25 protein-coding genes and 1 tRNA gene are annotated in these 26757 nt (G+C 54.5%); 12 read left to right on the top strand and 14 right to left on the bottom strand.

Annotation, left to right across the window (positions count from 1 at the left end; all coding sequences use genetic code 11):
- Positions 1–3: 3 nt before the first annotated feature.
- From proB to JIN85_RS21895, 11 genes are all read right to left on the bottom strand, one after another.
- Positions 4–774: a glutamate 5-kinase gene (proB, locus tag JIN85_RS05480; RefSeq protein WP_200268429.1), complete on the bottom strand. Its 771-nt coding sequence runs from the start codon at positions 772–774 to the stop codon at positions 4–6.
- Between the two features lie 123 nt (positions 775–897).
- Positions 898–1311: an ATP synthase F1 subunit epsilon gene (gene atpC, locus JIN85_RS05475; protein WP_200268427.1), complete on the bottom strand. Its 414-nt coding sequence runs from the start codon at positions 1309–1311 to the stop codon at positions 898–900.
- Between the two features lie 84 nt (positions 1312–1395).
- Positions 1396–2859 (bottom strand): F0F1 ATP synthase subunit beta, encoded by a 1464-nt coding sequence (gene atpD / locus JIN85_RS05470; RefSeq protein ID WP_200268425.1) that lies wholly within the window; start codon positions 2857–2859, stop codon positions 1396–1398.
- Between the two features lie 48 nt (positions 2860–2907).
- Positions 2908–3228 (bottom strand): hypothetical protein, encoded by a 321-nt coding sequence (locus JIN85_RS05465; RefSeq protein WP_200268423.1) that lies wholly within the window; start codon positions 3226–3228, stop codon positions 2908–2910.
- A gap of 82 nt (positions 3229–3310) precedes the next feature.
- The gene (gene atpG, locus JIN85_RS05460; protein WP_200268421.1) at positions 3311–4156 is read right to left on the bottom strand and encodes an ATP synthase F1 subunit gamma; all 846 of its coding nucleotides are present in this window, start codon (positions 4154–4156) and stop codon (positions 3311–3313) included.
- Positions 4157–4259: 103 nt separating this feature from the next.
- Positions 4260–5801 carry a F0F1 ATP synthase subunit alpha gene (gene atpA / locus JIN85_RS05455; RefSeq protein WP_200268419.1) on the bottom strand — a complete coding sequence of 514 codons (1542 nt, stop codon included), beginning with the start codon at positions 5799–5801 and terminating at the stop codon, positions 4260–4262.
- Positions 5802–5843: 42 nt separating this feature from the next.
- The gene (locus JIN85_RS05450) at positions 5844–6236 is read right to left on the bottom strand and encodes a F0F1 ATP synthase subunit delta (protein ID WP_200268417.1); all 393 of its coding nucleotides are present in this window, start codon (positions 6234–6236) and stop codon (positions 5844–5846) included.
- A 23-nt stretch (positions 6237–6259) separates the two neighbouring features.
- Positions 6260–6826 carry a F0F1 ATP synthase subunit B gene (locus JIN85_RS05445; RefSeq protein ID WP_234047254.1) on the bottom strand — a complete coding sequence of 189 codons (567 nt, stop codon included), beginning with the start codon at positions 6824–6826 and terminating at the stop codon, positions 6260–6262.
- Positions 6827–6910: 84 nt separating this feature from the next.
- The gene (locus tag JIN85_RS05440; protein ID WP_200268415.1) at positions 6911–7138 is read right to left on the bottom strand and encodes an ATP synthase F0 subunit C; all 228 of its coding nucleotides are present in this window, start codon (positions 7136–7138) and stop codon (positions 6911–6913) included.
- A 71-nt stretch (positions 7139–7209) separates the two neighbouring features.
- Complete coding sequence (gene atpB / locus JIN85_RS05435; RefSeq protein WP_200268413.1) at positions 7210–8100, bottom strand: F0F1 ATP synthase subunit A; 891 nt, start codon at positions 8098–8100, stop codon at positions 7210–7212.
- A gap of 126 nt (positions 8101–8226) precedes the next feature.
- Positions 8227–9564, bottom strand: a complete 1338-nt coding sequence (locus JIN85_RS21895; protein ID WP_200268411.1) for a YiiX/YebB-like N1pC/P60 family cysteine hydrolase — start codon at positions 9562–9564, stop codon at positions 8227–8229.
- Between the two features lie 236 nt (positions 9565–9800).
- Between JIN85_RS21895 and JIN85_RS05425 the strand changes: the two genes are divergently transcribed.
- The gene (locus JIN85_RS05425; protein WP_200268409.1) at positions 9801–10076 is read left to right on the top strand and encodes an HU family DNA-binding protein; all 276 of its coding nucleotides are present in this window, start codon (positions 9801–9803) and stop codon (positions 10074–10076) included.
- Positions 10077–10168: 92 nt separating this feature from the next.
- Here the strand turns inward: JIN85_RS05425 and JIN85_RS05420 are convergent, their stop codons facing one another.
- A complete protein-coding gene (locus JIN85_RS05420) occupies positions 10169–10498 on the bottom strand; it encodes a TM2 domain-containing protein (RefSeq protein WP_200268407.1) in 330 nt (109 codons plus the stop codon).
- A gap of 50 nt (positions 10499–10548) precedes the next feature.
- Between JIN85_RS05420 and JIN85_RS05415 the strand changes: the two genes are divergently transcribed.
- The 9 genes from JIN85_RS05415 to JIN85_RS05375 all read left to right on the top strand — a co-directional run bounded on the left by JIN85_RS05415 (position 10549) and on the right by JIN85_RS05375 (position 19330).
- Positions 10549–11226, top strand: coding sequence for a class I SAM-dependent methyltransferase (locus JIN85_RS05415; protein ID WP_200268405.1), 678 nt, complete (start codon positions 10549–10551; stop codon positions 11224–11226).
- Positions 11227–11400: 174 nt separating this feature from the next.
- Positions 11401–12735 carry a hypothetical protein gene (locus tag JIN85_RS05410; RefSeq protein ID WP_200268403.1) on the top strand — a complete coding sequence of 445 codons (1335 nt, stop codon included), beginning with the start codon at positions 11401–11403 and terminating at the stop codon, positions 12733–12735.
- A 106-nt stretch (positions 12736–12841) separates the two neighbouring features.
- Positions 12842–15733 carry an outer membrane protein assembly factor BamD gene (gene bamD / locus JIN85_RS05405; protein WP_200268401.1) on the top strand — a complete coding sequence of 964 codons (2892 nt, stop codon included), beginning with the start codon at positions 12842–12844 and terminating at the stop codon, positions 15731–15733.
- Between the two features lie 11 nt (positions 15734–15744).
- Entirely contained in the window at positions 15745–16599 is an 855-nt protein-coding gene (locus JIN85_RS05400; RefSeq protein WP_200268399.1) for a tetratricopeptide repeat protein, read from the top strand.
- A 44-nt stretch (positions 16600–16643) separates the two neighbouring features.
- The gene (locus tag JIN85_RS05395; RefSeq protein ID WP_200268397.1) at positions 16644–17408 is read left to right on the top strand and encodes a MotA/TolQ/ExbB proton channel family protein; all 765 of its coding nucleotides are present in this window, start codon (positions 16644–16646) and stop codon (positions 17406–17408) included.
- A gap of 40 nt (positions 17409–17448) precedes the next feature.
- A complete protein-coding gene (locus JIN85_RS05390; protein WP_267906619.1) occupies positions 17449–17886 on the top strand; it encodes an ExbD/TolR family protein in 438 nt (145 codons plus the stop codon).
- 5 nt (positions 17887–17891) lie between these two features.
- Positions 17892–18350: an ExbD/TolR family protein gene (locus JIN85_RS05385; protein ID WP_200268393.1), complete on the top strand. Its 459-nt coding sequence runs from the start codon at positions 17892–17894 to the stop codon at positions 18348–18350.
- A gap of 13 nt (positions 18351–18363) precedes the next feature.
- A complete protein-coding gene (locus JIN85_RS05380) occupies positions 18364–19161 on the top strand; it encodes an HAD family hydrolase (RefSeq protein WP_200268391.1) in 798 nt (265 codons plus the stop codon).
- 92 nt (positions 19162–19253) lie between these two features.
- Positions 19254–19330 (top strand) — tRNA-Arg (locus JIN85_RS05375).
- A 507-nt stretch (positions 19331–19837) separates the two neighbouring features.
- Here the strand turns inward: JIN85_RS05375 and proS are convergent.
- Positions 19838–21355 carry a proline--tRNA ligase gene (gene proS / locus JIN85_RS05370; protein ID WP_200268389.1) on the bottom strand — a complete coding sequence of 506 codons (1518 nt, stop codon included), beginning with the start codon at positions 21353–21355 and terminating at the stop codon, positions 19838–19840.
- Between the two features lie 198 nt (positions 21356–21553).
- Between proS and JIN85_RS05365 the strand changes: the two genes are divergently transcribed.
- Together JIN85_RS05365 and trxA are read left to right on the top strand one after the other, a co-directional pair.
- Positions 21554–22183, top strand: coding sequence for a hypothetical protein (locus tag JIN85_RS05365; protein WP_200268387.1), 630 nt, complete (start codon positions 21554–21556; stop codon positions 22181–22183).
- Positions 22184–22387: 204 nt separating this feature from the next.
- A complete protein-coding gene (gene trxA / locus JIN85_RS05360; RefSeq protein ID WP_200268385.1) occupies positions 22388–22708 on the top strand; it encodes a thioredoxin in 321 nt (106 codons plus the stop codon).
- 97 nt (positions 22709–22805) lie between these two features.
- Here the strand turns inward: trxA and JIN85_RS05355 are convergent, their stop codons facing one another.
- The gene (locus tag JIN85_RS05355) at positions 22806–26702 is read right to left on the bottom strand and encodes a sulfatase-like hydrolase/transferase (RefSeq protein ID WP_200268383.1); all 3897 of its coding nucleotides are present in this window, start codon (positions 26700–26702) and stop codon (positions 22806–22808) included.
- Positions 26703–26757: the final 55 nt, after the last annotated feature.

The raw sequence follows: 26757 nt of genomic DNA, 5'->3' as shown, positions 1-26757 counted from the left end.
TAATCAATGAAGTTCGGATGCTGGAGCGAAACGGGTGGAAATCCCCTTACCTGCCATGATGTCGGCAATGCGCTCTGGATACCTGCCATGAGCAATGTGAGTCTCGATGCCAGATTCTACTGCGAACTTAATCGCTTTTAGCTTAGATGCCATTCCTCCCATGGAAAATCTGCCCTTATCTCCGCGGACATGGGCAAATGCGCGATCGATATCCGACACTTCAGGAATCAATTCCTTGGTTTCCGGGTGCAACAAGCCATCCACGCTGGTGAGCAAAATCACCCGCTTCGCCCCGATCAATTTGGCAAGACGAACCGCGAGCATGTCGTTGTCACCAAAACGCAATTCCTTGATCGCGACTGAGTCATTCTCGTTAATGATCGGCAGAATTCTTGGTTCTTCAAGGAGCCGGTGAAGGGTGTTGTAAATGTAACCAGCACGCTTTTGCGTCGCCATGTCTGCCGCAATCAACAGGACCTGGGCGATGGTAATGTCGAAATTGGCAAACAGACTGCTGTAAGTTTGCATCAACTTCGCTTGGCCGATGGCAGCACATGCCTGCCTGGTGACCATATCCTGCGGGTATTCCGTGAAACCTAACGAAGAAACACCGGCACCTACCGCACCTGAGGAAACAAATATGCAGCGATGCCCAGTGGTCACTTGACCCGCAATTGCGGAAACCAAGTGAACGAGTGAGGCAAGATCAAGAGTACCGTCGTTCGAGTTCGTTAGAACGCCAGTGCCGACTTTTATAATAGTGAGTTCGGACATTACGAAATGGGTTTTGATCTTAGCTCCATCCCGTACAATGCCAAGCACACTGAGTCAAAAATGACTTCAGTCGTTTGAATATAATGCCGGGAAGGCCCGGCATTTATGGTGAGAACGCCAGAATTAATGGCGGGTTCTTCTCTTGAAATGAAGCGCCGCAGCGGCTTGAGCAATGATGCTCTGAAGGTGAGCAATATCCTCAGCGTCAGCATCATGCCCCATCGAGGCCAGCTGTTCTTCGGCACGCTTGATGGCGGCTTCAGCAGCGGCTTCGTCGATTTCCGCTTCACCGAGAGCGGAGTCCGTGAGGACCACGACTTTTTTCTGACTGACTTCCGCGAAACCGGAGCCAATTGCCAGGGTAACCCGGCTCCCTTGATACTGATAATGCAACTCACCGGCCTTGAGCGCAGTCACCAGACCGGCGTGTTCCGGCAAAATGCCAAGCTCTCCGTCCGCCCCTGGAAGATAGACGTTTTCCACGGTGTCCGAAAAAATCTTTTTCTCGGGGGTTACGATGTCGAGTTGGAGAGCCATAAATTTTCAGAGTCAGCTTTTGGTACCCAGGTTCAGTTCCAGATCTTGGTAGAGGCTGAACCTGAGAACCAGTAAACCTAAATATTAGTCACGAGAAACGGATTCGATGCCGCCCTTCATGTAGAAGTTGCCTTCAGGAACGGTGTCCATCTTGCCATCAAGGATCTCAGCGAATCCTTTCACGGTGTCTTCGATCGAAACCAGCACACCAGGAACGTTGGTGAAAACCTCGGCCACGTGGAATGGCTGGGTGAGGAAGCGTTGGATCTTACGGGCGCGGAACACGGTTTGCTTATCCTCGTCGGAAAGCTCGTCCATACCAAGAATCGCGATGATGTCTTGAAGATCCTTGTAACGTTGCAACACGAGCTGAACGCCACGGGCCACGCGGTAGTGCTCTTCACCAATGATTTCTGGTGCGAGAGCTTTTGAAGTTGAAGCAAGTGGGTCAACCGCAGGGAAAAGCGCTTGCTCGGCAAGGGAACGCTCGAGAACCACGGTCGCATCCAAGTGGGCGAAGGTGTTGGCTGGCGCGGGGTCGGTCAAGTCGTCCGCAGGAACGTAAACCGCTTGAATGGAAGTGATGGAACCTTTGTTGGTGGAAGTAATCCGCTCCTGGAGACCGGCCATTTCTTCCGAAAGTGTTGGCTGGTAACCCACCGCAGAAGGAGTCCGTCCAAGAAGTGCGGACACTTCCGAACCGGCTTGGGAGAAACGGAAGATGTTGTCCACGAACAGAAGAACGTCCTGATTCGCTTCGTCACGGAAGTGTTCCGCCATGGTGAGAGCGGAAAGCGCAACGCGGAGACGTGCACCTGGAGGCTCGTTCATTTGGCCGTAGCAAAGTGCCACTTTCGATCCTTCCTTGAGAACCGGAGTGCCGTTTTCGGCAAGCTTCACTTCGCCATGCTCGTCCTTCTCGGTCGCGATGACGTTACCTTCGATCATTTCCCAGTAGAGGTCGTTACCTTCACGGGTCCGCTCACCCACACCGGCGAACACGGAGTAACCACCGTGTGCTTTCGCGATGTTGTTGATGAGCTCCATGATCACAACGGTCTTACCGACACCCGCACCACCGAACATGCCGCCCTTACCACCTTTGAGCAGTGGGCAGATCAAATCGATCACCTTGATACCGGTTGCAAGCACTTCCGTGTTTGCGGATTGCTCTGTCAGAGCAGGAGCCGGGCGGTGAATTGGAGCACGGAACGATGCGTCTTCGAGGCCGACGTTTTCGTCCACGAGGTCACCCGTCACGTTGAAGATACGACCGAGAACTTGCTTGCCGACAGGCACGGAGATTGGCTGCCCCATGTCGATCAAGGTCATGCCGCGCTTCAAGCCGTCCGTGGTGGACATTGCAACCGCGCGCACCCAGCCATCGCCAAGGTGTTGCTGAACCTCAAGCACCAGCTTGGTGTCCACGCCATTGAGATCATACTGAACCTCCAGGGCGTTAAAAATTTCAGGCAGTTTGCTTGCCTTGGAGAAGTCGGCGTCAATAACAGCACCGATGATCTGGACGATGGTTCCTTGGTTGCTCATGGGAAGAATTGGAGAATTAATCAGTCGATTTTGCTAAACGTGAAAGAGTCAGTTGCCTCTGTTTTTAAGGTATCCGGCTTGGATGGCTTCGGTTTCGGCTTCTTTTTGCATTTTTTTGCCCTCGTTGGTCCGGGCCTCAGCCTTGCTGACCAACTTCTGACCATCTGAAATCATATCTTCGCCTTTGTTTCGCATGCTCTTGCCATCGGCAACGAGCTGTTCACCAAGGTTCCACTTTTCTCCGAGCGCATGAGCACCGGTGCCCCCTTGGGCAAGCAGTTGCTCACCCACTGTCGGTGGAGCACAGCTGATCAGTCCCAACGAGATGGTGGGAACCAGAATCAGGAATGTGGATTTGATGAGTTTCATAGGTAAAAAGGCTAAAGGAAGTGTTCCGGGCAGAAGGCCCTCCCTATCCGCTGCGGATTGGGAAAATCCTCTGAGTTGGGATTTACTCCATGGCCTTCATGGCGGTGGTGATTTCCAGAAGCTCCGCAGTAATCGCGCTCTGACGCAGCTTGTTGTATTCGAGGGTAAGCTCCTTGATGAACTTCTTGGCGTTGTCGGTCGCCGCCTTCATCGCGACCATCCGTGCGGAGTGCTCGGATGCGCGGGCATCGACCAAGGCTTGGAAAACCTTGAAATTCACGTAAAGCGGGAGAATCGCACCCAACACGTCTTCGGTGCTTGGCTCGAACAAAAACTCGTTGGTGTCGGTGGCGTCGGCATAACCCGTTGGTGTTTCCACAGGCAGGAGTTGCACCACTTCAGGCTGCTGAGACAGCGTGTTGACGAACTTGGTGTAAGCGATCGAAACCTTGTCGTATTTTCCTTCGAGGAACAATTTCGAGACCAATTTCGCAACCGCACGAGCATCTGCAAACGGGACTGGATCCTTGATGGTGAAATCCGCAACGATATGGCGGCTCAACTTTTCAAGAGTGATGCGCAATTTGCGACCGATCGTAACGTAATCCGCCTCAGGCGACGTTTGGTCGCGAAGTTTCCGAGCGAGGTTGGTGTTCAACGGACCGCAAAGCCCCTTGTCGGTGGAGATCACGAGCACCAACTCGCGATTGCCTTCACGCTTCTCAAGCAATGGATGGGTGGCTTCCGCAAATTGCTCACTGATATCCTGCAGGACACCATTGAGTTGTTGTGCGTAGTCACGTCCAGCAAGTGCTTGATCCTGCGCCTTTTTCATCTTGGCGGCGGCAACAAGCTGCATCGCGCGAGTGATTTGCGCGGTGTTCTTGACCGACTTGATGCGTCGGCGGATGTCGCGGAGATTGGCCACAGTATTAAAAGGGGATTAGGAGATTCGTTGATTGAGTTGATCAGGAACGGGGAGTGGAAGGTCGTTGCAGGATTTCCAATCCCTCATTCCTCATGCCTTTCGATTACTTCCAGGAAGCCTTGAAGTCGGAGATCGCTTGTTTGACGGCATCCACCATCGTTGCGTCCTTCTTCAGGTCCGGCTTTTCGTTGCGGATCTTGTCGAGCAACTCGGTCTTGCGGGTGTTGAAGAACTCACCCATGTCGTTTTGGAAGCGCTTCACATCGGCAACGGCAACGTCGTCGAAGTAACCGTTCTGCATGGCGAACAGGTAAACCGCTTCCAACTCCATGGCGAGCGGGCTGTATTGGTTTTGCTTGAAGAGCTCAACGATGCGGGCACCGCGATCGAGTTTCTTCTTGGTCGAAGCATCGAGGTCCGATCCGAACTGGGCGAATGCCTGAAGCTCACGGAACTGAGCGAGGTCGAGCTTGGTCGTTCCTGCCACCGATTTGATGGTCTTGGTTTGGCAAGCGGAGCCCACGCGAGAAACCGAGAGACCCACGGAGATCGCAGGACGGATGCCTTGGTAGAAAAGGTCGGTTTCGAGGAAGATCTGACCGTCGGTGATCGAGATCACGTTGGTCGGAATGTAGGCGGAAACGTCACCTGCTTGAGTTTCAATGATCGGCAATGCGGTCAGCGAGCCACCACCTGCGGCTTCCGAAAGACGAGCGGAACGCTCGAGAAGGCGGGAGTGGAGGTAGAAAACGTCACCTGGATACGCTTCACGACCGGATGGGCGACGAAGGATCAGGGAAACTTGGCGATAGGCTACCGCGTGCTTGGAAAGGTCATCGAACACGATAAGGCAGTCCTGGCCTTTATCCATCAGATACTCGGCGATGGAGCAACCTGCATAGGGAGCCAGGTATTGCATCGCGGCTGCGTCGGAAGCGGAAGCGGAAACCACCGTGGTGTATTCCATGGCGCCTGCTTCTTCCAAAGTGCGGACGGTGCGGGCAACGTTCGAGAGCTTCTGGCCGATGGCGACGTAGATACAATACATCGGCTTGTGGTTTTGCAGCTTACCTTGCGCAGCGGCCTTGTTCTGTTTGGCCTGCGAAATGATGGTGTCGACTGCGATGGTGGTCTTGCCGGTAGCACGGTCACCGATGATGAGCTCACGCTGGCCACGACCAACTGGGATCATCGCGTCGATCGACATGATGCCGGTTTGAACTGGCACGGAAACGGATTTCCGTTTGATGATGCCAGGAGCGATTTTTTCCAGCGGGTAAGTCGTTGCGGCATCAATGGCACCTTTTCCGTCAATTGGCTGACCCAAGGCATTCACCACCCGGCCGAGCATCGCTTCACCGACAGGAACCGAAAGGAGTTTTCCGGTAGCACGGCACTCAGCTCCTTCTTTGACTGCGGAATAGTCACCGAGAAGAACGACACCGACTTCGCTTTCCTCAAGGTTGAGGGCGATGCCGACCACGCCGCCGTCGAAATCAATCATCTCGTTCAGCGCGACATCGGTGAGACCTTCCACTTTCGCCACGCCGTCTCCGACCTGACGGACGATGCCGACGTTGGTTTTTTCGACGGATGAAGTGATGCCCGCGATCTGTTGCTCGAGTTCTTGGAGGATGCTGCTCATTGGGAGAGTTGGCTGGTGGTGAAAAGTGGTTTCGTTGGAAAATCAGAATGCCTTGGCAAGGCGATCGAGACGGCCCTGAACGCTGCCGTCGAAAACGTCGTAACCGACGCGGATGGTGAGACCGCCCAGGAGAGCGGGTTTGACGAGATATTCGACTTCAAGGTCGCTGCCGTATTTCTTTTCGAGATCGGCGACCAGGCGCTGACGTGCCGGTTCATCCAGCTCGACGGCGCTTTCCACCGTGACCTTGCGGCGCTCCAAATCGAGACGGGCAAGGCGCTGCAACGCCATCAGGATGTCACGATAATCGCGCGGCTTTTCCTCGCTGATGCGGGAGAAAACGGTGCGCAGCTTATCTTGATCCAGGCGGCCACCCGATTGGCAATAGCCGAAAAGTCGGCGAGCGGCGGCAGCGGCGGTTTTCGAGATTTTCATGGTGGCGCGACGAAATTGGGAGATCAGCCTTCGACTTTGGCGAGCGCATCCTCGTTGATGCGGCTTTGATCTTCAGCGGTAAGCACTTTACCGGTGACTTGGGAAGTGGTTGCTGCAACCAGGCGACCGAATTCGTTCTTCAATTCAGCCTTGATCGCAGCGCGCTCTGCCTGAGCTGCAGCTTCGGCCTTCGCCAGGATTTGCTGTGCGGAAGCAATGGCTTCCTGCGATTTCTGCTCGGAGAAGATAGCTGCGCTTTCTTTTGCCTCGGTGATCAAGCGAAGGGCCTCATCATTCGCTTTGGCGATGGCGGCCGCAGTGGAAGCCTCGGACTCAGCCAATTGCTTTTCGATGACCTTGAGCTTTTCCTCACCTTCGATGATGCGGGAGCGGCGCTGCTCGAGCATGTCCTGAATTGGAGTGAAGGCAAATTTCTTGAGGAGATAGGCAACGACCAGGAAGCTGACTACCTGACTGATGAAAGGAACCCATTCGACATGGAATGTCTGGGTGATGCCACTCACCACCCCACTGTCGGAAGCTTCCGGAGCGTGAGATACTTGAGCCAGAATATCGAACATCGAGATCATCGTAAAAAAGGCAGTGAGAGAATCTTAGAATGAAGGCAGGGGTGCAGGGACCCCCATCGGATCCCTGCGTGTGATAAACAACTATTACTTAGCAAGGAAGATCGCGAAGAACACGATACCTTCGATAAGAGCGGCAAGAATGATCGAAAGGGTGCGGATATCACCAGCAGCACCAGGATTGCGGCCTACAGCTTCGGTAGCCTTGTAACCCAGGAGACCGATGCCGATCGCAGCGCCGATTGCTGCAGCAGCAACCGCGAAGTGCCAGGTATTGAAGTTGGAAGTAGTTTGTGCGAGTTGTTCGAGTAACATATTACAGGATTGTTGGGTGTGGGTTCTCCGCCCCCCACGGTCGCTATGCCATGGTCAGAACGGGAAATTGTTTAATGTGAATGTCCATCTTCCTCATGATGCTCATCTCCATGATCGCAGATCAGCTTGAGGAATACCGAGGTAAGTAGGGTGAAAACCAGGGCCTGAATCAGACCGACGAGGAGCTCAAGGAAGTAGAACGGGACCGGCGGCAGCCAGGCCAGCCAGGTATGCTCACCCACCACTTTAGGCATATTTTCGAGAATGTTTTCTCCAGCGAAAACGTTGCCGTAGAGACGGAATGAAAGCGCAACCGGACGGAACAGAATGGAAACCACTTCCAAAAGACCGACGAAACCGAAGACGATCAACATCACGATCGCCATACCGCCGGAGAATTTTCCTTTGGGAGCGAAGATGTGCATGAAGAAGCCCTTGAGGCCGTTTTCGGTAATGGCCCAATAGAACCAGAGCAGCGCGAACGTAAACGCCATCGCAGCGGTCATGTTCAAATCCGCGTTACCACCGCGAAGGAAAGGACGGAACGAATCGTGCAGATCCCCGTGACGTTCCCAACCAACCGTGCCAACACCAGGAATCAATCCAAACCAGTTGGTGAAGAGAATCAGGATGAAAATCGAACCAAAGAACCAAAACGTCCGTTTGACAAGATGAGGTCCGAGGATTCCTTCCAAGAAGTCATAGAGACTTTCAGTCATCCACTCGACGAAGTTCTGCAGTCCGCTCGGGATCAGCTCCAACTTCTTGGTCGCCATTTGAGCCACAAAAATAATCGCAGCCGCCACGATCCAGATCATCAGCATGGAGTTCGTCAACACGAAGGGGCCGACTCTCAGGATGTCCTCCGCGTGAGGCGGAAGATGATCATGGCCGCCTTCTTCCGCGAAAGCGGATACGAGGCCGAGGAGCCAAATTGCGGATGTTGTGAAGATAAATCGCATGCGAGGTAGCCCAATTGCGTCGGGCGCGTGGGTCTTAAAGTAACGGTGATGGAAACCGCAAGAGCTATTTGTGAAAAATTTCACAAGCGGCGATTTTCCCCGCAAAACTCTGCTTTCCGGGTAACCCTACACCGGCTGTCGGCTACCATGGAAGGCAATTTCCGCTGCCGTCCCGAATAAAACCTTCGCGCCCCCCAGTCCCGCGGTCGCGACCACCTCAAATCCACACTCCAACGCTTGGGAAATCATCTCCTCTGCAGGCAAACACAGCCTGCCGCCGACTTCGCGCAGCGTGAATCGAATCGGGCCAATTCCATGCAGCCCCCGATACACCACTTCGGTGCACGCCAGGCAGTCCGCCGTCCGGAAATCGAACAAAAAGTCGTAGGGCTTCCCCGCGTGAGAGGTGGCGCGCTGAAGCCCCTCCATCCTTTCCTGATCATTCAGTGGCGGACGCAACACCACACAAGAGTCCACTGAGAGGGTTTCCGCAATTTCCCGGAACAAAACCCCATCCTTCTTTGCTTCCAAAAACCACCTTCCCCCGCTTTTTCCCCAGACCGAGGATCCGTCACCCTCACCCAAGTAAAATGCCGCATGTGGCCAAAAACCAGGCAGGAAGAGATTGCTCATCGCATCATCATGCCGCGTGACGAACACGTCGCCCGGCCGAACCCGCGCCAGCAGCATGGATCGCATTTCGTCAGTCATCCGCTTAGGGGCCCCGGCAGGCTTGATCCCCGGTTGGCGAAGCTCGGCGATCGCGCTGCCAGATGCCTTGAAAAGCCCAAACATAACCTGCTTCCAGGCCGAGCGGTGACGCCGAAGAAACGAATACCAGCGATAAGAAACCGCGCGCCTCAGCAAATCGCGACGCCGATGTTCAATCCACATCTCCTCCGCCAACAACAATTCCACCACCGGACCGACGACCGGATCCTTTGCCGCGAGCCGGATTTTGCCTCGATTCCGGAAGTAAAAGTCCGCAGCCGCGATGAATCGCCATGCATTTTCCCCTGAAGACGACGATTTATAAAGCGAAGTGAACGTTTTCCGTGGAATTCCAGCAGGCCCATCCGCCTCATCCAGCTTCTTCCAGACGACCGATCGCTCCGCCGCCTGATCGACAATAAACCTCGTCACACGCATTAGGAGACAAGCCGCAGCGAACGCCGTCACAAAAACCGGCAGCTTCTCCTGCCACTGTGCAGATCCGCGCCCAGCAGCAACACTCAGATCCGCAATTGTTTCCAGCAGCGCGGCACGAACCGTCAAGTACTGCGAATACCGTAGACGAACCAGCACATCCTCATCCGGCAGAAAATAACCTCGCTCCTGCGCCCGGGCCGCGCTCGCAAGCTCTTGCTCCACCGAGGATTCTGTAGGCAGCGCTGCAGCCGCGGCCATCACCGCACGAGCGCCTGCCACGACTTTTTCATCGATCAATTCCTGCCCGAGCTTCACTCACCCAGCCTGACGAAAGCCATCCACGCCGTCAATCCAACCCCGAGATCCCTGCAATCTAACAGATTCTAACAATTTTGAAATCCGCCCTCAAAGCTTCGCATCAGCAATAAACATCCAGCAGCGAGGCGATAAAAAACCCCGCAAAGTCAAGCAAGCTCTAGGAAAAAATCTATCTGCAGCCACCCGAATTTCTCTTGCCAACCTACGCAGAGGCTCGCACAAACACTGCTGCCATGAACAAAGCTGAACTCGTAGAAGCCGTCCAAAAAGCCCTCGGAAAAGATGCCACAAAACGCGCTGCAGACGAAGCCGTTGAAGCGGTACTCGATTCGATCGCCAAAGGCGTGAAGAAAGACAAAAAGGTCCAAATCATCGGATTCGGCACTTTTGAAGTGAAAAAGCGCGCTGCCCGCCTTGGCCGCAACCCAAAGACCGGTGAGCCTTTGAAGATCGCTGCCTCCAAATCAGTCAGCTTCAAGCCATCCTCCGTGTTGAAGGGCAGCCTCTAATCCAGAGCCCTGGAATCTTTCCAGAATTCCACCCTGAAAAACCCCGACCCGGCAAGGGCCGGGGTTTTCAATTGATGATCAAGGGATTACAATTAGAACCACGGCTTGCGTCCGGTCAGGTAAGTCGCGTCGAATTCGGCGTTTGATTTGGTGAGATAGAGCACACCTTCGATGATCCCAACAATCCAAACCGGCACAAAAGCAGCACCACAGGTCAGGAGCGTGATCAATAGCATGATGATCCCTTCTTTCTGGTAACCCAGATAGAATTTATGGACTCCAAAACCACCAAGTACCGCGATACCTAAAACGCCTGCGACGGTCTTTTTCTCGGATATCTCTTTTTCAGAACGCGCTGAATTTACGGGTGATGGCGAAGGCCTTACTCCATGCTCATTAGGATTTTCCGAGTCGTTTGACATAGCATTCTGATCTCATTCAATTTTCCGACCATTTCAAGCAGCAACCGAAAATGAAACCAAGAATCAACCTCGCCGAAACCGAACTTCCTGATGGATCACCGCTCGTTCTGCAGGAACACGATGGACGCCGGTATCTATTGGTTCACGGCCAACAAATCTGCGGCCCTTCCACGAAGTCCGCAGAAGAAGAGCTGGCGAGGCTTGCCTGCGCCCCGTTCCGCCCCGCACGTCAGCCAGCGATCTGGTTCTGCGGCGCCGGCCTCGGTCACATGATCCAGGCAGTCCAAGGCGAATTGCTTCAAAAGCGGGCCAAATTTTACGTGGCGGAGCCACTTGATCAGTTGCTGAGCTGGCACGAGAACTTCCTTCCAGACAGCCCGATCGGAAAAGATGCGAGAATCACCGTGGAATCGGACCCAGGCCCAACCGGCCTGACGCCTCACGCGGGAACTCTACATGCGATTTTAATCCATTTGGACGCCTCTCCAATGGGTCCGCGCAATCGCCCATGGACCGATGAAAAACGTTGGTTGTCCGCTGCCTACGAAGCGCTCCAACCCGGCGGTCTGCTCGCCATAGCCAGCAGTCGCCCGTCAGCAAATCTCTACCGCAACCTGCAACGAGCCGGGTTCGATGTTGCCGAATATTCAGTCCCCGCTTCGGCAAATGCCAAGAAACCGCGGTTGCATCCCATTTGGCTCGCACGCAAGGGGCAGCCAGCCAGTTGACAAATGGTGCAATTTATTTCGCGACTTGGAAACCACCTAAAACCCCACAAACCCAAAAAGTCGCGAAATTAAGATGAGAATAGCTTGATTTCAAACGCGACCGCACGTTTTTGATCCTTGCCTCCGATGAATGTTGGGGCTTGTTTTGGAAAAACGGAACCCGGAGATACGCGAATGAACGGCGACAATTATCAACATTTGGCAGCCCAAGCCACTTCTGCAGAGAAACCCAAACTCTCATTTTGGCGCAGACTTGGCGGTGGCTCACTCTTTATTTCCATCGGCTTCCATGTGATTCTCCTGGCTGTCGGCCTGATCTGGATCATCAAAATCGTTCAGCCAGCGGATAAAGATAAAGACGTCGAATTCCTTCCAAAAGGCGGCGGCGGTGGCCCCCCTAGCTCTGAGAACAAAACTCAGCAGAAGCGCATGGCGAACATGATTCAGCAGAACATGCCGCGGGTCGCAGCGATGGATGTGACCAGCAACTTCACCCTGCCTGATCCAGACACCATGTCTGATATTAATCCGCTTGCCGCACTCGGCCAGGGAGGACTTTCCGGCGGTCTTGGCGGCTCCGGCTCCGGCGGCGGCCGGGGCACTGGTAACGGGACAGGTTTCGGCAGCGGCAGCGGCCCTGGCATGGGCGGCCTCGGCACCGGTGCCAATCCATTCGGTATGCCCAACCCTAGCGGCAACGCACTCGTCGGCACTTTCTATGACTTCAAGCAAACCGATGAGCGTGAATCCACCAACATTTCGGTTCAGGATACTTTGGCCACCATTGCCGACTTCGTCGATAGCGGCTGGAATGAGCGTAAACTCGCGAAGTATTTCAAGGCTCCTCAGACGCTTTACCAAACCAAGATCTACATTCCTGAAATGCCCGCAGATGAGGCGCCTGCTGCGTTCAACTGCGAAAAGGACGTTCAACCAAGCCGCTGGGCAGTCATCTACCGCGGCGATGTGATTGCACCTAAAACCGGCAAATTCCGCTTTGTCGGAGCTGGCGATGACGTTCTGACTGTCCGCTTCAACAAAAAGAATGTTTTTGACTACGGCTGCTCATCCGGCACCTGCGGATTCAGCTTCAAGGCATTCCTTCCCGCCCTGCGCGGCGATTCGGAAAGCCAACAGCTTGAAGACCTTACCCATCGGAAGCTACCGATGAAACTCCCGCTCACTTACTACAAGTATCCAAGCACCGAACAATGGAATTCCACCATCAACGGATTGGCCGCAGGAGCTACTTTCAACGTCAAGGCCGGCTCTTCCTATCCGATCGAAATTCTCATCAGCGAGCTTCCGGGCGGACTTTTCTGCACCACTCTGCTGATCGAAGAAATTGGTGCGGATTACGAAAAATCAAGCACGGGGGCCCCGATCCTGCCGCTATTCAGATTGGATGAGAGCGTTCCGGAAAACACCACCGGCAACAACGCGCCTCCATTCAGTAAGAAAGAGCGCCCTTGGAAGCTCGCAAACACTCGTGGCAAACTCAAGATTTAAGGCGGCCGGAGAATAATCCCCCCTCTTCCATCAAGATCCAAATCGCTTCTCGACCTTCAGCTTGACAAGGCAGGAGCACAATTGAAGAAACAGTCGAACGGTTCGTATGGCTCTCAAAAAATCCCATTTCCAGGCACAGCTTTTGTGTGCAGTTCTCGCGGCATCTTCCCCGGTGTGGGTGCCCAGCACAGCGTTCGCGCAGGCGTCAGCTACCAACAATGCTTCCGATCCGAGCGCTCTGTTTGACAAGGCGAGCGAAGCGTTTGCATCGAAGGAATACGAAACTGCAGCTAGCACGCTGAACACTCTTTATGAACTGGTGAAGGAAAACAAAGGAGCGCCTCTTGAGATGCTCCGGTTCAACATCGGCCTGGCCTACCTTCTCGACGAAAAATACCCAGAAGCGGAAAAAGCATTTGCCGCCTGTGTCGCCCAGTTTCCCAAAGGCGAGTATACGACACGCGCCTACCTCGGCCTCGGTCGTGCCTGCGCTGCCCAAGCGACTCCTGAGAAATACAAACTGGCGATTGATGCGCTGCGAACCGCAGCCGCAGACCCAGAATACCGCACCGAAGCCGGACTTTCCCTGGGCAATGTCTACATGGAGACCGATCGCAATGACGAGGCGCTCCAGGTTTTCCGCACCTTGATGGGTTCTGACGTCCGAACTCCCCAGCAAACAAATGCTGCGGTTTCCGTCGTCACCCTGCTGGCCCGGACCGAGAAGTTGGACGATTTGGTTTCCTACCTCGACCGCCTGATCAATCAGCCGGGTGTTCGCGATGCCATTGCGTGGTATGCGAACCAAGTCATCGTCGAGGGTGACCAACTGATTTCCGACTCCGACTACGCTGGCGCGCTTGCTCTTTATCGATCGATTCCGCCGCGCTACCAAATTCTCGAAACACAAGGTCGCTCGATCGAGAAAATGAAGGACGAGGTCAAAGATCTCGAGGAAAAGGTGAAAAAGGAAAGCGCCAAGCCGATTGAGCAGCGCTCCACCACTCTTTCCGAAAAACTCTCGGAGCTGAAAAACTCGCTGGATCTGACGACCCAAGCGAAAAAGGCCATTGAGGATAAAACCGATCTGGATGCCGCTCTCCTGATGCGCCGTGGTCGCGCGCTTTATTACCTGGACCGCTACGAAGAGGCACTTCTGTGCTTCCGCACCATCCGGACCAAATACCCAACAGCCTCCGATGCGGAGACTGCCGCTTATTCAGAGATTTTCGTCTACACCCAGCTCAAGGACTCGGACCACATTCAGAAACTCGCCATGCAGTTCCTGGAAAAATACCCGAAAGCTGACAATCTGGAACAGGTAGCCCTGATCGCAGGTGATGGTCTTGCCCAAGCACGGAAATGGCCTGAGCTGCTGAAATTCTATCAAGATCTTGAAGCCCGATTCCCGGAATCTCCGAATCTGGATCGCTACAAGTTCTACGAAGGTGTCGCGATGTTTCAGGACGGCCAGTTCAAACAAGCGGCCGCTCTCTTTAGCAGTTTCCAGAAGGATTTCCCGAACAGCGAATTGCTGGAAGATGCGATTTACCGCGTCGCCATGGCAAATTTCCTGACCGGCGAATATAAGGAAACGCTGGCTGCATGTGAAAATTACCTGCGGCGCTATCCGGAAGGAAAATATGCCGGCGATGTCCACTACCGCCTGTCGTTCATCGATTTCCAAGACAAGGAAGAAGATCAGTCGGACAAGATCATCAAGGACTTGAATAGTTATATCGACGGCCACCCAGAGGATGTTTCGATCGGCTCAATGCTCACGTTGATTGGTGACGTCTACGATCAGAAGAAGAAAGGCGCCGAGGACAAGGCGTTGGAGTATTACATTCGGGCGATCTGGGCATCCAAGAACCCTGAAGTGACCCAATACGCGATCGATACCGCCACTTCCATCCTGCAGAAGAAGAAGGATTGGGACGGCATTGCCAATCTCCACGCGGAAATCATGGATAAGATGAAGGGCTCCCAGCTCGCACTCATCTCTTCCACCTGGGTTGCCAAAATGAAACTCCGCCAAGGCAAAGGCGAAGAAGCGGCCGAGCTTCTGGCCAAACAGCTGAAAAACACCATTGGCGACCCAACCAATGAGCAAGTCGAATTCCTGATCGACCAATTGGTCAGCACGCTGGTCCCTCGGTCACGCAAACAAATCAGCGAAACCAACATGGATGAGCTGATGGACAAGCTGGTCGGCATCCTCGACAAAGCGGCAGAAGGCCAGGAAAGCCCGACCACAACCGCTCGGATTTACTACGCGCGTGCCCGACTCGCTGAGTCGATGCGGAACAAGGAGCAGGCCGATCTCTATCTCAAAGGGATCGCCACCACGACTCCAGACCCTGCGGCTCTCAGCCCTGCATTGCTCGCGGTTTCCGGTGAAATTCTTCTCAAAGATGGAGATCTGGACAAAGCCGAGGCAATGTTCCAGCGCCTGACCGACCGCTACAAAGATTCATCCTTTGCCGATGCGGGCCCGGTCGGCTTGGGACGCGTGGCACTTGCCCGCGGCGAAAACGACAAGGCTCTTGAACTCTTCCAAGACACCCTCGCCAACAACCCCGGAATGTCCCGCTACCGCGAAGCCAAAGTCGGCGAGCTGGAAGCGCTCACCAAGACCGGAAAACTCGAAGAAGCCGAAAAATTGGCAACTGAGATCACCGGCGACAAACAGTTCCGCGGCATCTACATCCCGCAAGCTTACATGCTGTGGGCGGAAATCTACCGCAAATACGGTGACCAAAAAGCCGGCACTGCCAAGGTCGAGTGCCTGAGAAAAGCCCACGCTTATTATCAACGGGTCTACAGTGCTTACAAAGCCTACCCGGAAGTCTGCGCGGAAGCCTACTGGGATGCCTACGAAGTCCTTGGCGAACTTGGCGAAACTGAAATCGCCACCAAAACGCTCCAACAACTGGCCGACGAACCAAAACTCAAGGACACCGAACGGGCCAAACAAGCCAAGAAGCTTCTCCCCTGATCAGATTTCACATGAAAAAACCTTCCTTTCTCCCCTGGTCGCCGCTCCTTGCCCTGGCTCTTACCTTTTCGCCAGTTCTTCACGCCCAGGATCAGCAGGCCACCCCACTCCAGATCGCATTCGTCGGCAGCCGCACGTTGCCGTTTGATGCCGTCACGGTAAAGGACGACAAAATCACGGTGAAAAAAGCCATGAACGGCTTTACCCAAGGCCAGACGTTCCCGCTCAGCCTAGCTTCGCACATTCAGGGCCAGAAGCCGATTGAGATCAACCAGGGCATCGCCTTGCTTCTGATGAACAAGCCATCGGACGCGCTCAAAGTCCTGGAGCCGATCCTTGACGAGCATAAGGTCACCGCAAAAATTCCGGGCAACTTCTGGCTGGAAACTGCCCGTGCCGCTCTGGTCGCAAACGCTCTCAGTGGCTTCAAGGCCAAGGCGGAAGATCTCGGCAAACAAATTTCCGACGCTACCCCCGAATCCGGCACCGATCCGATGGTCGCGCTTGGCAAAGCCCTGCTCATCACAGCTGCCACCCCGCTGGATGAACGCCTTGCCCTTCTCGCAACAGAGGCCAGCGATGAATCGCCCGCCGACGTCAGTGCCTACTCCAGCTTTTTCCGCGCCAATTTGCTCAAATCCGCAAAGCGCGACGATGAAGCCTTGGAGGCTTATCTCGCCGTCAGCACGCTCTACCCAACGGGGGGCATGATCATCAATGCTGCTGCTGAAATGAATGCCTCCAAAATTCTCGCCTCCCGCAATCGCCGGGAAGAAGCCATCGCTCTCCTCATCTCCGCAAAACGGGAAGGCCAAGGCACCGCCATTGCCGATGAAGCGGAGAAGAGACTGAAAAGCCTGCAGTAACCACGATCCACCGTCTTTAACAAGAATCCACGCAAGAACCTGATATGAAAATGCCCCTCAAAACAGCCCTCACCACCGCGCTGTTCCTCCTTCCAGTCGTCGCTTTCGGTGCCGAACCCGAGAAAAAAACCCTGTTCAGCACCTACCAGGAAGGCGGCTGGGTGATGCACCTTCTGCTTGTTTGCTCGATCGCGATGGTCTGGCTCATCATTGACGTGACACTTCGCACCGGTAAAAAGAAAATGACTCCACCGGTGGATGTCGCAACCGCTCAGGAACTGTTCCGGGCTGGTGACTATGTGGGTGCTTATCAGGCAATGCGCGCTGGCTTCAGCCCGTTCTGTGAAGTGGTTCGCTCTTCCCTCGGCTCCGTTGGCCACGGCAAGGACGCAACCGAAGAAACCCTTTACGCCACCGTGGATAAAATCAACTCCACCCTCCAAACCCGGATCAACTATCTTTCGGTTATCGGTGTTTGCGCCCCGATGATCGGGCTGCTTGGAACCGTCGGCGGGATGAGAGGTGCTTTCGGCAGCCTCGGTGCCAGCGGCTTGAGCGATGTGGGTGGCCTTGCCCAGCACATCGGTGAGGTGCTCGTCGCTACGGCAACAGGACTTCTTGTCGCCATTCCTTCCTTCGCAGCGTTCTACTTCCTGCGTAACCGTCTCCAAGGTGCCATTCACCAACTGCAAGAGCAATCAGAGCGCCTGTTCCGCAATGCTCCTTACGATTACTTGCAAAACGCAGACGTCGGTCAGGAAGAAACTTACGCAGCCATGCCAAACTGGATCGAAGCTCCAGAAGGCTGATCTGTTGTCACCCATTCCAACCATTTAACATCACACTCATATGGCCGGCGGCGGAGGAGGAGGAGATAGCGGGGAACCCGAGTTCCAAATCGCACCCATGATCGACGTTCTGCTGGTGCTGCTCGTCTTCTTTGTGACGATCACATCAGCGGAAGTTCTGAAGGTTGATAAGAAACTCACCTTGCCCATTTCACCAAACGCGAAAAAACGCGAGCAGTCGATGGTCAAGCATGAGATGGCGATCAACCTCCGCTGGAACAAGGACATCGATAAAGGTGTCCTTGTGGTGGATGATAAGATCTTTGAGAACTGGGCGGACCTGATTCCCATTCTTCAAGACCGCAAAAAGAAGGATGATAATTTGCGCGTCGTCATTCGTGGTGACGCTCAGCTTCCAGCTTCTGAAATCCAGCGAATCATGAATATCATCGGCCAAGCCGGTATCGCCGATATCGCCTTCGCAGCCTCTAACCGATAAATCCCATGAGAAAAAAAGGCCGCGCTAGACACAAAAAATCTTCCGAAGTCCATCTTGGGTTCCAAATCGCTCCAATGGTCGACGTCGTGTTCGTGATTCTGCTCTACTTCATGGTTGCCGCCGCAAACGTGCAAACGGAAAACGAACACATTACCAAGCTGCCAGGCACCGTACCGACTGATACCGAAACCTTGATGCCGGATGAAATCTCCATCCGCATTGAGGACGATGGCCAAGTCTACCTGAACGACGATCCGCTTGATTCACCTGAGAGCAAAAATCTGCCGGAACTGGCGGGAACTCTGTATCAGCTGCATGAAAGTAGTGTCGCCTCTCAATCCGATGTCCTCGTCACCATTTATGCGAACGACTTGGCACGCTACACCCGGGTGGTCGACGTGCTCGATGCTTTGAGCCGTGCGAAAATCTCCAGCGTGACTTTCCAAGCAGGATCTGCGGAATAAATTCGCCGGCAGCATGAAGCCTCTTCAGCTGCCAGCTACCGCTTCTGCCGTCCTATCTTTCGATTTCGACGGCACGCTTCACGATCCATCCGCCCAACCACCGGTTTGGGCGGATTTTTTTGTCCTCATTCAGCAACTGCGAACGGAGAAAAATGCCATTTGGGGCATCAATACCGGCCGGTCGATGCCCCAAGTCATCGATGGATTCATCGAAAGCCGATTCCCCTTTTTACCGGATTTCGTGGTTGCGCGTGAAAGGGAGATCTACTTTCCAAATCCACTCGGTCGCTACCTTCCTCACACGGAGTGGAACAAGAAGTGTGAGAAAGAAATCCGCCGCTTGTTCAAAAAATCCCGCAAGCTGCTGGATTCGATACGAAAGGACATCGAAGAGCACACCGGTGCCCAATGGGTCGAAACGAGCGGCGATCCCGCAGGCCTGATCTCACGCACCGATGAAGAGATGGACTGGATCGAGCAACGAATCCGGAACCTTGCAGCTGAAAATCCAAAACTCAGCTGGCAACGCAATTCCATCTATCTGCGGTTCGGCCATCTCGATTTCCAAAAAGGCAGCAGCCTCACCGAAGTCGCCTCAAACTTCAAAATCGCCGCCCCTCAATGCTTTGCGATAGGAGACAGCCACAACGATCTCGCCATGCTTGATTCCACTCACGCTGGCATGATTGCCTGCCCTGGAAACTCGGTGGAGGCCATTAAAACCAAGGTTCTCGCAAGCGGCGGATTTCTAGCAAAAGCCGACCATTCCGCCGGAGCGATCGAAGCATTGCGGCACTATTTCCACGTGTAACAGAAAAGATCCAAAAAACGGAAAAAGTTCCGCTGAATTTCTTGACATCCGTGGCCAAACTGGGCTTTCTTTCCGCCCGCGCTGAGCGCAAAGCACCCGTAGCTCAATTGGATAGAGCGTCTGACTACGGATCAGAAGGTTTGGGGTTCGAATCCCTACGGGTGTACCACTTTTCAACCCTGTAACTCAAAAGGTTACGGGGTTTTTCTTTGTCCAAATGGAGTGAAATTGGGGTCTACACCAAAGATTGGGGATGAGGCTGAAATTGGGGGGCTTGCTAGATGGCTGACGAATCGATTTCACGGTGAAGCAACTCGCCGCCTTCGTTGGTATATGCAGGCCGACGATGTGGTCCCGAAGACTTCTCAGCATTGAAAATTTCTAAAAATGCGCTATCAGAAATGCGAGAGTCTGATGGTCCGAGGCTATATCCCGGATTACACTCATGGAGGGATTCTCGTAAGTAAATGGTCCGAAGGAAAACCGAGAAAGTCATTCTGGGGTGGCTTGTTCATCAAACGACCCAAAGGAAAAGGTAGCGCCATCGGAGCGTACCGCTGTAACCAGTGCGGTTTTTTGGAGCTCTACGCCAGAGACGATTTGAATCCAGCACCATGAGGACACATGCGCTCCGAACGCATGGCGCCCGGAGCTAATTAAAGAGCACAGAATCAGCCTAATAACTCCGTCCCCAGATGGCGCGGGCTTGGGTCATTTTGCCGGTGAGGATGCAGGCGGCTTCCTCACCATTCTGGCCATCGATCGGCATGCAGCGGATGGTGATTTTGTGCTGTTTTGACAGAACATCCTCTTGATCCGGGCTGCCTGCCCATGGAGTGAGCAACCAACCGGGATTGTCCTGGCTCCAGTGCTGATGGAATTCATCCAAGTCACCGCACTTGCTGATATTTTCATCGCGGAACTGGGTGGCTTTATCGAGCAGGGCTTTGTGGATTTCTCCTAACAGATCGGAGGCACGGCGGATGAAGTCTTCTTTGTCAGCAAATTCCTTATCCTTAACCGCTTGATCCCGGCGCTGGATGCAGACTTTTCTGGATTCGACATCGCGCGGGCCGATTTCGATCCGGATCGGCACTCCTTTTTTCACCCATTCCCACTTTTTGACGCCGCCATTGAGATCGCGGGTATCGACCAGAACGCGCAGCGGGTCTCCGTGGAAATTCTGGTTTCGCAGGGTTTCAGCAAGCGCCTGGCAGGAGGCAAGCACGGCGTCTTTGGTGTCTTCCTTCGGCGTGATTGGCAGAATGACGATCTGCTGGGTCGCCACCCGGGGAGGCAGGACTAATCCGTCATCGTCCGAATGTGCCATGATCAAAGTGCCGATCATGCGGGTGGAAACTCCCCATGAGGTGGTGTAGGCAAATTCCTGAGTGCCGTCACGGCCGGTGAAGCAAATGTTCTGCGCTTTGGAGAAATTTTGTCCGAGGAAGTGCGATGTGCCGGCTTGGATCGATTTTTTATCCTGCACCATCGCTTCCACCGTGAGCGTCATATCGGCACCGGGGAATCGTTCGTTTTCGGTTTTTTCGCCTGGGATGACCGGAATCGCCAAATGATCGCGGAGAAATTCTTCGTAAACCCGATGCATCTGGCGGGTTTCATCGATCGCCTCCTGCTTGGTTTCATGGGCGGTATGGCCTTCTTGCCAGAGGAATTCAGCCGTTCTCAGGAACATCCGTGGGCGCATTTCCCAACGCATCACGTTCGCCCACTGGTTAATCAACAGTGGGAGATCGCGGTAAGATTGGACCCAACGGGCGAATGCCGCGCCGATGATGGTCTCGGAAGTCGGCCGGATGACGTAAGGCTCCGCCAACTCGCCGCTTGGGACCATTTTGGTCTTACCGGTTTCTTCATCCTTCACCGCTTCGAGGCGATGATGGGTGACGACGGCGCACTCGGTGGCGAAACCTTCCGCGTGCTCCGCCTCACGCTCCAGATAGGAAAGAGGGATCAACAGCGGGAAGTAGGCGTTCTGATGGCCGGTCGCTTTGAACATGCGATCCATTTGTTGTTGGATCAATTCCCAGATGCCGTAGCCCCACGGTTTGATCACCATGCAGCCGCGGGTTTCGGAATTTTCCGCCAGGTCGGCGGCTTTGATCACTTGCTGGTACCACTCAGGAAAATCCTGGGCGCGCGTCGGGGTAATGGCAGTCTTCTCGGAGGACATGGGGCTGGGCGGAATCTGACTCAGTCCTGCCTAGATTTCCCATTCAAATCTCAATTGACCGCAAAATCTTCTCCTAAATGCCCAATTTTCAAAAAAATCCACTCCTGATTGGAAGAAATCCTGCTGGGGGTTTGACACCATCGAAACGACTTGGCTAATTCGGAGTCTCAAAGCCTCTAATAAAACCGCCTGCCATTCATGAGCGAAAACGAAAACCAGCCGCCGGCTCCGTCCAAACAGACATCGAGCGTTCCATTGAAGAAAGAAACTGTGCGCGTGACGCTCAAAGCAGCTGATGCACCGCCAGCTCCTCCAGCCCCTTCCGCACCAGCACCTGTGAAGCCACCAGTTCCTACCGCACCTCCTGCGCCTTCCATTCCAGCTGCGGCGGCTCCTCCAGTCGCTCCATCCGCACCTGCGGCTCCGGCTCCTCCAGCACCAGCTGGCGCACCCCGCCCACCAGCACCGGCTCCTACCGTTCCTCTCAAGACCGCAGCAGCACCTGCCGCTCCGGCCGCCCGCCCGGCCCCTACCGTCAAGCTTGCCACCACTCCAGCGGCAGCAGCTCCAGGCGCCGCCACTCTCCCAGGCGCAGCCACTTTGCCAAAGGCAACCATGCCTCTGCAATCCACTCCTCCTCCGGTCAACTTCGGCTCCGCTACGATCATCGAAGACGATGAGGAAGAAGAAACCGGCGCTTTGAAGGCAGTCGCGATTGTTGGCTTTGTTGCCGCCATCGTCGTTCTCGTTGCTCAACTGATGGTTGCCAACGTCTGGACCGGCGCTGAAGACATCGACGAGCCAGGCCTCTCCCACCTGATGGACTAAGAAGTAACTTTCTAAACTCTAAATCCTTAAAAAACCATGGTCCTTCCAATCATCAACATCCTGATCGCTCTCGCCGTCGCTTTCGTTGCGTTTTCCGCATGCGGCTTGAGCTAATCTAGGATTTTCACTGTTCAAAAGAGCCGTTTCGCGATCTGCGGAGCGGCTCTTGACGTAAGCTCCCGGCACATCCATCTTCCTCCTGCCATGTCTCACCAATTTACAGACACGAATTTCCAAACCGAAGTCCTCGAATCCGACAAACCAGTTTTGGTCGATTTCTGGGCAGAATGGTGCGGACCCTGCAAAATGATCGGCCCTGTGATCGAACAGGTTTCTGCTGATCTTGAAGGTCAAGCCGTCGTCGGCAAAGTCAACGTGGATGATTCCCGAGACCTCGCTGTGAAGTTCAACGTGAAATCGATTCCCCTGCTTCTGTTCTTCAAGAACGGAGAGGTGAAGGATCAAATCGTTGGAGCCAACGTCACCAAAGACCAAATCAAGGCAAAGCTTCTTGCTCTCGCCTGATTTGCCCCTCCCAACCTCCTCAATTTTTTAACAAAAAGGCCGGCTCCGATGCACTCGGAACCGGCCTTTTGCCATTAGATGCGACCCCTCCTATTCCTCACGGAGTGGTTGCGATTACCCTAAGAAACAGTTTTCCACGCCCGGAGGTGGCAGACTCCGGCAAAGACAGCGTCACCACTTCGTATCCCGGACTGCTGGAAAGCGAACTGGCCGATTCTTCCACCGCTGTCACCTCTTGCCAGTTTTGTAAATCGTCGCTGACAAGGTAGTGGTAGATTGAGCCGTCATTCGACATTCCCTCCAACCTGCGGTGAGCAAAACGAAGAATCCCATCTTCCAGGATCAACGAGGTCGACGCCAGTTCGTCATCCGGCAGATCCGGATCCGTGCCAAACGCCCATTCGCCGAAATTGTTCAGTCCGTCTCCATCCGGATTTGCCGCTAAATCTCCATCGGCCGATTCCAAACCTCTCGCCAAGGCATAGTTTACGGCCAGGGCTTGAGAAACCGGCAACAAACGAACCGCAACGTTATCCAGCAAAACCTGACTGCTGGCCCGGGCACTGAGTCCCAGGTAATTCGCATTCGATTCTTTCCACGAAAACGTCGCTGCCGTTCCCGGGCCTGTTGGATCAAGATCCAGCAAGTTTCCATCCAGATAGGCATTCATCGTCACGGAACTGCCTGCGGCAAAACTGCTGCACTTGAACGAAGCGGTAAGAGTGCCGCTCGTGGCCCCGACGGGCACCGTGGCCTGCAACACACCACCGCTCCACCATTTCACGTTTCCGTTCAAATCCAGCTCCAGAAAGCAATCGGCCACGCCGAGATTGCTGCCATTGCCTCGGAATGGCTTCGGGCTGGCGGTAGCGATGTCATTTCCACCTGACGCTTCAGATTCATTGAGTCCAACAGCAAACCCCGCATAGCGATTCGCCGTGTCGGAGCTATCGCTGTTGATTTGCAGGATCTTGAGGGAAACCGAAAAACCACCAGCATCCAGGATTTCAGGATCGATGAAATTGTGGCGCAAACCATTTTCACTCATCCCCGCTCCTACAGCCATTTGCAAAATGCCGTCCTGAATTTGAATCGACGAAGCCGTACCGCTGCCCTCGTAACCCTCATACCAAGCTGAATCCGCTCCGAGCGGAGGAACCAAGCTGCCCCACATGCCCGCAGCGGATGTATCGATATCGGTGGCATCGTCCCGGTTGAACGAGTCGAAGAACAAGTCCGTTGCCAGCACCGGGGGAGTGAGATTTTCCGGCGGCGGCACCATCAAACGCCCGGCCGGAAGCCCGACCCGGGTCGCCCACGCATTCCATTCATCCACCATCTCGACGACCAACGCCGGATATTGCGATGCGAGATTGGTGCTTTCACCGGGATCCGCCTCCATGTCGAAAAGCAGCCGCTGGTGGGCTGAGAATTCGTCATCGAATGCGGTGAAGTTTTCCGTCACCAATTTCCATTTCCCCTTCCGCATCATCCGGTTGGCCTCGTGCTCCACATAAAGTGCCCGATCTGGAAGTGTTACACCCTCCAGCATCGGCACGAGACTTTCTCCCTCCAATGGCAAGACCTCATGACCGTTGTAAGTGGTGGGATGTGGTGCCGCAGTCACGTCGGCGATCGTTGCCACGATATCAATCAAGTGGGCCGGTTGCTCGATCCAGGTATTTTGGGCGGAAAAACCTGCCGGCCAATGCATGATCATCGGCGCGCGAATGCCACCTTCGTGGGTGAAATGCTTGAAAAGCTTCAGAGGCGTGTTGCTGACATGTGCCCAACCACCGCCGTAGTGGATGCCATCTGCAACCGAAGGTTGCCCCATGTTGGTGAGAGCATCACCGGTCAGTGGATCTTCAGTGAGAGTTCCATTAATCGTGCCGAAGACGCCGCTTTCATGGTTCGCGCCGTTGTCCGAGACGAAGAAAATCAGAGTATTGTCGAGTCGGCCGGTCTCTTCCAAATGGTGCACGATTTTTCCGACATTCAGGTCGATGTGGTGGATCATCGCCGCATAAAGTGCCATCCGGCGGGTCAAGTCCGCTTGCCGGGCTGTATCCAGAGTATTCCAGGCAGGGATCGCCTCGATCGGCTCCGCCTGATGCGGCCCCACGCCGCCCAGTGGCAGATAGGGGTAGCGGCTGTCCGTCACTCCGAGACTCATTTGGCGATCATATCGATCCTGCCGGATTTTATCCCAACCTTGGGCATACACCGGCATGAACTCATCCGCGCTGGCAGCCGGTGCCTGGATCGGAAAGTGAGGCGCTCCGAAGGCGAGAAACATGCCGAACGGTTTGCCATCTCCATGGGTAATGTTGTGATCAATGAAATCCAACGCGTAGTCGCCGATCGCATTGGTTTGGTAAAACTGCTCTCCCTTTGCCGTGTAGTCCCGGAATGCGATTTCGTTATTCGCCGAGACCAAGGTGTAAAGATCCTGCCGCCATTGGTTGGTGTTGTTTGCATTCCCATCGGCCATTCTCCAGACCTGCTGGAAGCCACGATTTTCCGGCAATCTTTCGCCAGTTCCGAGGTGCCACTTGCCAGCCATGTAGGTGCCATAACCATCGGCACTCAGCATTTCCCCGAAGGTCATGTTGTTGTCCGCTCTCAAATTCGGCAATTGGGCAGATGGGTCGACCGCGCCCTGCTGCGGATACAGTCCGGTGAGAATGGAACACCGGGTCGGGCTGCATCGCGCTGCGTTGTAGAAATTTCTAAACTTCACCCCTGTCGCAGCAAGCGCATCGATATTCGGCGTGGGGATTTCACTGCCGTAACATCCCAAATCCGACCAACCCATGTCATCGACCAGCATCACAATGATGTTCGGCCGATCCGATGGCGGCGGAATTTGCTCAACGGTGACCGTAGTGCTTGCCAGGGCAGCACCACCACTGTCCGCCACTGCATAAGTAAAGGTCGTATCACCCAGAGTGCCGTCGACCACCGCATCGATTGTAAATGTTCCATCCACAGCCTGGCCGGTATTTCCACCATTGGGAAAGGTTACCGCTTGGTCTGCGGAAATCACAAACGTCGCCCCGGTCGGCAGGCCGGAAGCGGTCCCAGTCAGTGTCACGGTTTGTGAAGAGTTACTCGATAAGACAAAGGAATTTGAGGATGCGAGCGACAGCACCGGAGGCGGCGCTACCGCAGCAATTTCGAACTGGTCCAGCGCCACAAAACTCGCATCGCGTGCATCGACCCCGATGTAGTTTTCATTCGATCCGCTCCAGGCAAAACTCCCCGTTCCTTGCGAAATGCCGTTCAGAAAAACTTCGTAATAAACCACACTACCGGCCGTGAAATCGGTAACGGTGAAAGTTGCCGAAATCGTTCCTGTCTTCGCTGACAGCCCTGCGGTCCCAGCAACGACGCCGCCTGCGCTCCCCCACACCAAGGTGCTGTCCCCGCGCAGGGCCACCCAGAAATCCGAGACCGAATCCGCTGTGACCGTGCTTCCGATCGTTGATCCCAAGCCAGCCGTCATGCGTGGCGCTCCGCTGTAGGCATCCCCACAGCTCAACGCCTCCGCTTTGGACATGCCAATGGCAAAGGCAGCACCCTGACCATTGGTTGCCTGTGAGTAGGAGGTGACATCTAACGAAACGGAAAATCCACCCGCTGTTAAAATCGAAGCATCGGTGAAATTGTGATCCAACACGGCATTCGAGGTTCCGGAGCCGATCGCCAACTGCAATTGGTTCGAAACAATCGCCGCTCCCCCGCCATCGGCTGCAACATTATCCTGAACGCCGAACCCTCCAGCTGCGGTGTTCGCTGCATCAAGATGTGGCAGGAAATAGAACCCGCTCGCTGGCAACGCCGGATCGGTCGAATTCGTCACTCCGGTCAAAGCCGCAGCGATATCGCGACTGTCACTTCGGTCGAAGCGATCTTGAAATAGGATGGGTTGCGCGGCAAGAACAGCGGGAAAGGCAGCCAGGACGAACCCGGCTCGAATCAGGGTTTTCATATTCAATCATCAAAACCAAAGTCCGTTTGCGATCACCGTAACCTGTTGGGGAGGT

Origin of the sequence: Luteolibacter pohnpeiensis (assembly GCF_016595435.1) — a bacterium.
GTDB lineage: Bacteria > Verrucomicrobiota > Verrucomicrobiia > Verrucomicrobiales > Akkermansiaceae > Luteolibacter > Luteolibacter pohnpeiensis.
Note: the sequence above shows the minus strand (reverse complement) of the source record. Positions and strands in the feature narration are given on the sequence as shown.

Bases quoted from the DNA above. Each gene is read 5' to 3' on its own strand.
- JIN85_RS05415 (WP_200268405.1), top strand. From the start codon at position 10,549: ATGAAACCAAGAATCAACCTCGCCGAAACCGAACTTCCTGATGGATCA.
- JIN85_RS05465 (WP_200268423.1), bottom strand. From the start codon at position 3,228: ATGAAACTCATCAAATCCACATTCCTGATTCTGGTTCCCACCATCTCG.
- JIN85_RS05450 (WP_200268417.1), bottom strand. From the start codon at position 6,236: ATGAAAATCTCGAAAACCGCCGCTGCCGCCGCTCGCCGACTTTTCGGC.
- trxA (WP_200268385.1), top strand. From the start codon at position 22,388: ATGTCTCACCAATTTACAGACACGAATTTCCAAACCGAAGTCCTCGAA.
- JIN85_RS05440 (WP_200268415.1), bottom strand. From the start codon at position 7,138: ATGTTACTCGAACAACTCGCACAAACTACTTCCAACTTCAATACCTGG.
- JIN85_RS05425 (WP_200268409.1), top strand. From the start codon at position 9,801: ATGAACAAAGCTGAACTCGTAGAAGCCGTCCAAAAAGCCCTCGGAAAA.
- JIN85_RS05400 (WP_200268399.1), top strand. From the start codon at position 15,745: ATGAAAAAACCTTCCTTTCTCCCCTGGTCGCCGCTCCTTGCCCTGGCT.
- JIN85_RS05355 (WP_200268383.1), bottom strand. From the start codon at position 26,702: ATGAAAACCCTGATTCGAGCCGGGTTCGTCCTGGCTGCCTTTCCCGCT.
- bamD (WP_200268401.1), top strand. From the start codon at position 12,842: ATGGCTCTCAAAAAATCCCATTTCCAGGCACAGCTTTTGTGTGCAGTT.
- JIN85_RS05385 (WP_200268393.1), top strand. From the start codon at position 17,892: ATGAGAAAAAAAGGCCGCGCTAGACACAAAAAATCTTCCGAAGTCCAT.
- JIN85_RS05390 (WP_267906619.1), top strand. From the start codon at position 17,449: ATGGCCGGCGGCGGAGGAGGAGGAGATAGCGGGGAACCCGAGTTCCAA.
- atpA (WP_200268419.1), bottom strand. From the start codon at position 5,801: ATGAGCAGCATCCTCCAAGAACTCGAGCAACAGATCGCGGGCATCACT.
- JIN85_RS05445 (WP_234047254.1), bottom strand. From the start codon at position 6,826: ATGATCTCGATGTTCGATATTCTGGCTCAAGTATCTCACGCTCCGGAA.
- proS (WP_200268389.1), bottom strand. From the start codon at position 21,355: ATGTCCTCCGAGAAGACTGCCATTACCCCGACGCGCGCCCAGGATTTT.
- atpB (WP_200268413.1), bottom strand. From the start codon at position 8,100: ATGCGATTTATCTTCACAACATCCGCAATTTGGCTCCTCGGCCTCGTA.
- JIN85_RS05395 (WP_200268397.1), top strand. From the start codon at position 16,644: ATGAAAATGCCCCTCAAAACAGCCCTCACCACCGCGCTGTTCCTCCTT.
- proB (WP_200268429.1), bottom strand. From the start codon at position 774: ATGTCCGAACTCACTATTATAAAAGTCGGCACTGGCGTTCTAACGAAC.
- JIN85_RS05365 (WP_200268387.1), top strand. From the start codon at position 21,554: ATGAGCGAAAACGAAAACCAGCCGCCGGCTCCGTCCAAACAGACATCG.
- atpC (WP_200268427.1), bottom strand. From the start codon at position 1,311: ATGGCTCTCCAACTCGACATCGTAACCCCCGAGAAAAAGATTTTTTCG.
- JIN85_RS05380 (WP_200268391.1), top strand. From the start codon at position 18,364: ATGAAGCCTCTTCAGCTGCCAGCTACCGCTTCTGCCGTCCTATCTTTC.
- JIN85_RS05420 (WP_200268407.1), bottom strand. From the start codon at position 10,498: ATGTCAAACGACTCGGAAAATCCTAATGAGCATGGAGTAAGGCCTTCG.
- atpD (WP_200268425.1), bottom strand. From the start codon at position 2,859: ATGAGCAACCAAGGAACCATCGTCCAGATCATCGGTGCTGTTATTGAC.
- JIN85_RS05410 (WP_200268403.1), top strand. From the start codon at position 11,401: ATGAACGGCGACAATTATCAACATTTGGCAGCCCAAGCCACTTCTGCA.